This window comes from Halanaerobium saccharolyticum (assembly GCF_003259895.1).
GTDB lineage: Bacteria > Bacillota > Halanaerobiia > Halanaerobiales > Halanaerobiaceae > Halanaerobium > Halanaerobium saccharolyticum_A.
In genome coordinates, this window is the sequence record NZ_QLME01000015.1 from 71,127 (window position 1) to 77,183 (window position 6,057).

The window sequence follows — 6,057 nt, forward strand, 5'->3', positions numbered from 1 at the left end:
TTTATTTTCCCTCCTTTTCAATTATCTCAACTTTAATTTCATTTGGATTATCCAGACCATCCAGAGTCTTCTGGGCCAGAGGCACACTGATCATTTCTCCCGGCTTGGCAAATGGTTCTGAAAATGAGTATAATTTTTCGCCATCCGCATATAAATTAATATCCACAGCTGTTAATGGGGTTGAAACTCTCATATATAGAGGAATTCTTTTGCGATCTCCAGCTTCAAGTTCAATTTTCTGCGGAATAACATAACTTACATTTTCTCCAGCTTTTACTTCTACACATTTATTAGTCCTGGCAAAACTATCTTTAATATATTTTGCAGCATGAGCTCCAGCAATTTGGGATTCTTCAGTTACCCAGTCTACTAAATCATGAACATGAAGTACATTACCACAGGCAAAAATTCCTTCTATATTTGTTTCTCGCCCTTCATTAACTATTGGTCCCCCGGTTCGGTCATCTAAGACTACATCAGCTTTTTTGGAAAGCTCATTTTCCGGAATTAAACCAACAGATAATAATAAGGTATCAGCTTTGATTGTTTTGGCTGTTTCTGGTATAGGTTTTAAGTTTTCATCAACCTCTGAAATCTCAACAGCCTCTAATCTCCCTTCACCTTTAATTGCAGTTACTGTATGATTTAACATTAAGGGAATATCATAATCTTCCAGACACTGAACAACATTTCTGGTTAAACCACCTGTATAAGGTAAAAGCTCACAAACGGCTTTAACATCAGCACCTTCCAATTTCATTCTCCGGGCCATAATTAAACCAATATCCCCAGAACCCAGAATTACTACCTCATCTCCTGGCACAAATCCTTCTATATTTGTATAACGCTGAGCGGTTCCTGCAGTGATAACTCCAGCTGGTCTTGTGCCCGGAATTCCAATCGCACCTGCAGTTCTTTCACGACATCCCATAGCTAGAACTACTGCTCCGGCTTCTATCTCCAGAAAACCTTCTTTTTTATTCATCGCATATACTTTTCTATCTTTTGTTACATCCAGGACCATAGTATCCAGCTTGATTTCTATATTTCTTTCTTTTACATCATTGATAAATCTCTGTGCATATTCCGGTCCGGTAAGTTCTTCCTTAAAATAGTGAAGCCCAAAACCATTATGAATACACTGGGGTAAGATTCCACCAAGTTCAAAATCTCTTTCCAAGATCATTACATCTTCAATACCTTCATCATAAGCCTTTTTAGCAGCAGCCAGACCAGCTGGTCCCCCACCAATAACAACTAAATCTTTTTTAAGATTAAGCATTATCCATCACCTTACTTCCCAGTAATTGCTTGATTTTATATTCTAAAATCTGAGAATCTCCTTCTTCCTGTTTAACTTCAGTAGGATCTATACCAAGTTCCTGAGCCAAAATATCGACTACTCTTGGACCACAGAATCCAGCCTGGCATCTGCCGGCACCCGCTCTAGTTCTTCTTTTAACTGCATTAACTGTCCTGGCACCTACTGGACTGTTTATTGCATCTAATATTTCTTTATAAGATACGGTTTCACAGCGGCAGATAATTTGACCATAATCCTTATTCTGATCTACCATTTTAGCTCTTTCTTTGTTTGACATTTCATAAAATCTAACCGGCTCTTCTCTAGTTTCTATATAATCTTTCTTTTCTGATAAAGTTAAGCCTTCATCTCTAAGAATATCAGCTGTATAACCTGCAATTGCTGTAGATGAAGCAAGACCTGGAGACTGAATACCGGCAACATTAACAAATCCTTTAATATTTTCTGCAGCTTCAATTACAAAGTCTTCAGTGTCATCTGCAGCTCTCAAACCTGCAAAAACTCTAATTGTATCTCGCAAATCAAGTTCTGGATAAAGTTTTTTGGCACCTTTATAAACTTCATTTAAACCTGCTCTGGTTGTTGCAAGATCAGTTTTACTCTCAACATTTTCAGAAGTTGGTCCAATAAGCAGATTATTCTCAACGGTTGGAGTTACAACAATACCTTTACTGATTGGCGTAGGAATAGGAAAAACTACATGATTAACTGCAAAATCTTTTGCATGATCATAAATATAATATTCACCCTTGCGAGGAGTAATATTGATCTTTTCAATTCCTACCATCTTTGCAATTTCATCTGCATACAGACCGGCAGCATTAACCACATAATCTGCTGCAAAATTTCCCTGATTTGTTTTAACTCCAACAACTTTTCCAGACTCTGTTAGAACATCTTCAACAGCTGTTTCTAACTTCACCTCAGCACCATTAGCTACGGCGTTCTGTGCCATTGCAAGAGCTGCTTCCCAGGGTGTAATAACACCAGCAGTTGGGGCCCAGAGAGCTTTTACAGCATCTCGAGAAATATTTGGTTCATGTTCGAACAACCAGTCACGATCAACAATTTCCATGTTTTTAACTTTATTTTTGAGTCCCTTTTGATATAATTCATCAATTACACTTAAATCATCACCCTCAAGGCCTACAACTAATGATCCAATTTCTTTATAGGGAATATTTAATTTTTTAGAAACTTCTCTAATTTCTTCATTCCCTTTTACATTTAATCGTCCTTTAAGTTTATCTGGATCAGCATTATAACCTGCATGCATAATTGCTGTATTAGCTTTTGTCGTTCCTGTAGCTACATCTGCTTCTTTTTCTAAAAGTAAAATATCTAAGTTATATCTGGCTAATTTCCAGGCTACTGCACAGCCAGAAATTCCAGCTCCAATTATAATTACATCATATTTTTTACTCAATGAATTTACCCCCTAAAAATTATAAAAATTTATAATTTTATCAGCCGGATCAAAAAAACAACCCGGCTGATAAATAATTCTTTCTTAAAAGCTAAATTTACTCTTCTGCCCAATCTTTAGAACGCCCAACTGCTTTTTTCCAACCATTATATAATTTCTTTCTCCTGTCAGCTGACATTTCTGATTTGAAATTTTTATCCTGCTTCCACTTTTCTATTAGTTCTTCTTTGCTTTCCCAAAAACCAACAGCCAGACCGGCTAAATAAGCTGCTCCAAGAGCTGTTGTTTCATTAATTTCAGGTCTTTCTACTTCTGACCCGAGAATATCTGCCTGGAACTGCATCAAGAAGTCATTCATTGCTGCTCCACCATCTACTCTCATTTTCTTAAGCTCAATACCAGAATCAGCTTCCATAGCTTCCAGAACATCTCGACTTTGGTAGGCAATAGACTCTAAAGTAGCTCTTATTATATGCTCTTTGGAAGTTCCCCTTGTCAGTCCAACAATTGTTCCTCTGGCATACATATCCCAGTAAGGAGCACCAAGCCCTGCAAAAGCTGGAACAACATAAACCCCACCTGTATCATCTACCTTTCTTGCATGTTCTTCAGATTCTGGAGCAGAATCAATCAACTCCATTTCATCTCGCAGCCACTGAATTGCAGCACCAGCAATAAAAATTGATCCTTCTAAAGCGTAATTAACTTTACCGTCCACACCATATGCTATTGTTGTTAAAAGTCCATTTTCTGATTTAACTGCATTTTCTCCTGTGTTCATCAACATAAAACAACCTGTTCCATAAGTGTTTTTGGCCATTCCTTTTTCGTAGCAGACCTGACCAAAGGTTGCTGCCTGCTGATCACCAGCAATCCCGGCAATTGGAACATTTTGACCAAAGAAGTGATAGTCTACTGTTTCTGCATAAACTTCACTGGATTGCTTTACTTCTGGCAGCATGGATTCTGGAATATCTAAAATTTCAAGCATTTCCTGATCCCATTCTAAATCAAATATATTATAAATTAAAGTTCTAGAGGCATTGGTATAATCAGTTACATGTGTTTTACCCCCTGTTAATTTCCAGATTAACCAGCTGTCAATTGTTCCAAATCTCAACTTGCCCGCTTCAGCTTTTTTTCTAGCTCCCTCTACATTATCCAGCAGCCATTTTATTTTAGTACCTGAAAAATAAGCATCTACAACCAGACCTGTTTTATTTTTAATTTTTTCTTCTAAACCTTGATCCTTTAAATCATCACAAATAGAGGCAGTTCTTCTATCCTGCCAGACAATTGCATTATGTATTGGTTCTCCGGTTTCTGCATCCCAGACAACAGTTGTTTCTCGCTGGTTGGTAATTCCAATTGCTGCAATTTGGGGAGGATTGATATTTTTTCTCCCCATTGCATCAGCCATTACAGCAAGTGTAGTACCCCAAATTTCATCCGGATCATGTTCAACCCAGCCTGGCTTAGGAAAGTGCTGAGTAAATTCTCTCTGAGAAGAACTAACTATTTCTCCATCATGGTTAAAAACTATTGCTCTTGAACTTGTTGTACCCTGATCAATTGCTAAAATATAATCTTCCATTTCCGTATTCCCCCATTATTAATTTTTTATATTAAAATTAATCTTAAACAGCTTAATACTAATTTCTAGCCATTGCTTCTGTATTCCTTTTTTCTTCTGCAATTTTTACCTTTTGTTTATCATCTAAGATATCTCCGATCATATCTTCTTTAGCTTTTCCTTCCTTTAATACATCCGGTAAATAGGCTCTAATGCACTTCTTATAAACTACAGCTCCAAGGATTCCTCCCAGTAAAGGACCAACAATTGGGACCCAAAAATAATAATTATGAGCAGTAAATGGCGCTGAACCCCATCCAGCTAAAGCTGTAAATAATTTGGGCCCAAAATCACGAGCAGGATTAATAGCAAAACCAGTCAATTTACCACCAATACCTCCAATTGCAGCAACTAATAGTCCAACAGAAAGTGCTGGACCTAAACCCTTAGGAGCACTTGAGTTAAGAGGTTCTGACATTGCAGCAATTCCCATTACCAGAACTGCTGTCAAGATTAACTCAATCAGCATTGCTTTAGGATTTGAAATATTGCCCATAGCAATTGTATGAAAAACAGTCATATTAGCAGCTGTTTTTTCTACAAATTGTTCTGCATAAATAAAATATGCACCAGCCGCTCCGATAAAAGCACCAATTATTTGAGAAATAACGAACGGCCCAACTTTTTTCCAGGGAAAATCTCCAACAGAGGCCAGACCAATAGTAACCGCAGGATTAATGTGAGCACCACTTACACCTCCAGTGATATAAACGGCCATAGTTACTCCAAGCCCCCAGAGTAAACTTAATTCCCACCAGCCAATATCTGCACCTACCTGAACTGAATTAGCAACCACACCAACACCAAATAATAATAGAATAGCTGTTCCAATTACTTCAGATAGACATTCTCCAAAAAGATTTTCATTTTCCATTTTTAGTTTACCTCCATTTTAATTATTTAACTAGTATCCATATCAACCCAACTCCTTTTTATATAAAAATCTGCAGATTTAAAAAGGCTTTTTAAAATACAAAAAAACCTTATTGAAATTTAGATAAAATTGGGTATAGTACCCCCTCTAAATCTCAATAAGGTTTTCTCTTTGGCTCAACCTCATACTTTTTATTTAACTTTAAATAAATTATAGCATTAAAATTTATAATTGTCAAACATTTTACAAATAAAATAATTTTATTCAGTATTTTCTGTCTATTAAAAATAAAAAAAGGACCGGCAGCGACCTACTCTCCCACATCGTTACCAATGCAGTACCATAGGCGCTGGAGGACTTAACTTTTGTGTTCGAGATGGGAACAAGTGTTGCCCCTCCGCAATTACCACCGGAAATCTGTATTTACATGTAATTCTGCTCTTTTCTCTTATGAACTTGATCTTTTCAGCTTGAGAAAAGTTAACAGAATTTCTGTTTTGATTTCAGACCTTATTAATTTAGCTTTTCATAACTTTTTGAAGGTTAAAAAAGAAAGCTGTTTGAGCGCAGCGAGTTCTTTCTTTTACTGAAAAAAGTTATTAAAAGCGTCAATAATTAATTGGTCTTTGAAATTTCAAAAATTCTTCTTTTTATAACGCATAGTCGAATTTTTATTAGCACATCGAGTGCGTCATAACTGTAAATTCAAAGATACATATAGGAAATAATGATTAAGCCCTCGATCTATTAGTACCAGTTAGCTTAATGTATTACTACACTTACACCTCTGGCCTATCTAC

General features: G+C 36.6%; 4 protein-coding genes and 1 rRNA gene. All 5 read right to left on the minus strand.

Translation table 11 applies throughout. The features are described 5' to 3' along the window. Position 1: 1 nt before the first annotated feature. Positions 2-1,282 carry an NAD(P)/FAD-dependent oxidoreductase gene (locus C7958_RS10370; RefSeq protein ID WP_111572607.1) on the minus strand — a complete coding sequence of 427 codons (1,281 nt, stop codon included), beginning with the start codon at positions 1,280-1,282 and terminating at the stop codon, positions 2-4. Continuing rightward, positions 1,275-2,750 (minus strand): NAD(P)/FAD-dependent oxidoreductase, encoded by a 1,476-nt coding sequence (locus C7958_RS10375; RefSeq protein WP_111572608.1) that lies wholly within the window; start codon positions 2,748-2,750, stop codon positions 1,275-1,277. Before C7958_RS10375 ends, C7958_RS10370 begins: the two co-directional genes overlap by 8 nt. Positions 2,751-2,847: 97 nt before the next feature. After that, positions 2,848-4,344: a glycerol kinase GlpK gene (gene glpK / locus C7958_RS10380; protein ID WP_111572609.1), complete on the minus strand. Its 1,497-nt coding sequence runs from the start codon at positions 4,342-4,344 to the stop codon at positions 2,848-2,850. A gap of 58 nt (positions 4,345-4,402) precedes the next feature. Next, entirely contained in the window at positions 4,403-5,257 is an 855-nt protein-coding gene (locus C7958_RS10385) for an MIP/aquaporin family protein (RefSeq protein WP_111572610.1), read from the minus strand. 297 nt (positions 5,258-5,554) lie between these two features. After that, positions 5,555-5,671 (minus strand): 5S ribosomal RNA (gene rrf / locus C7958_RS10390). Positions 5,672-6,057 lie beyond the last annotated feature (386 nt).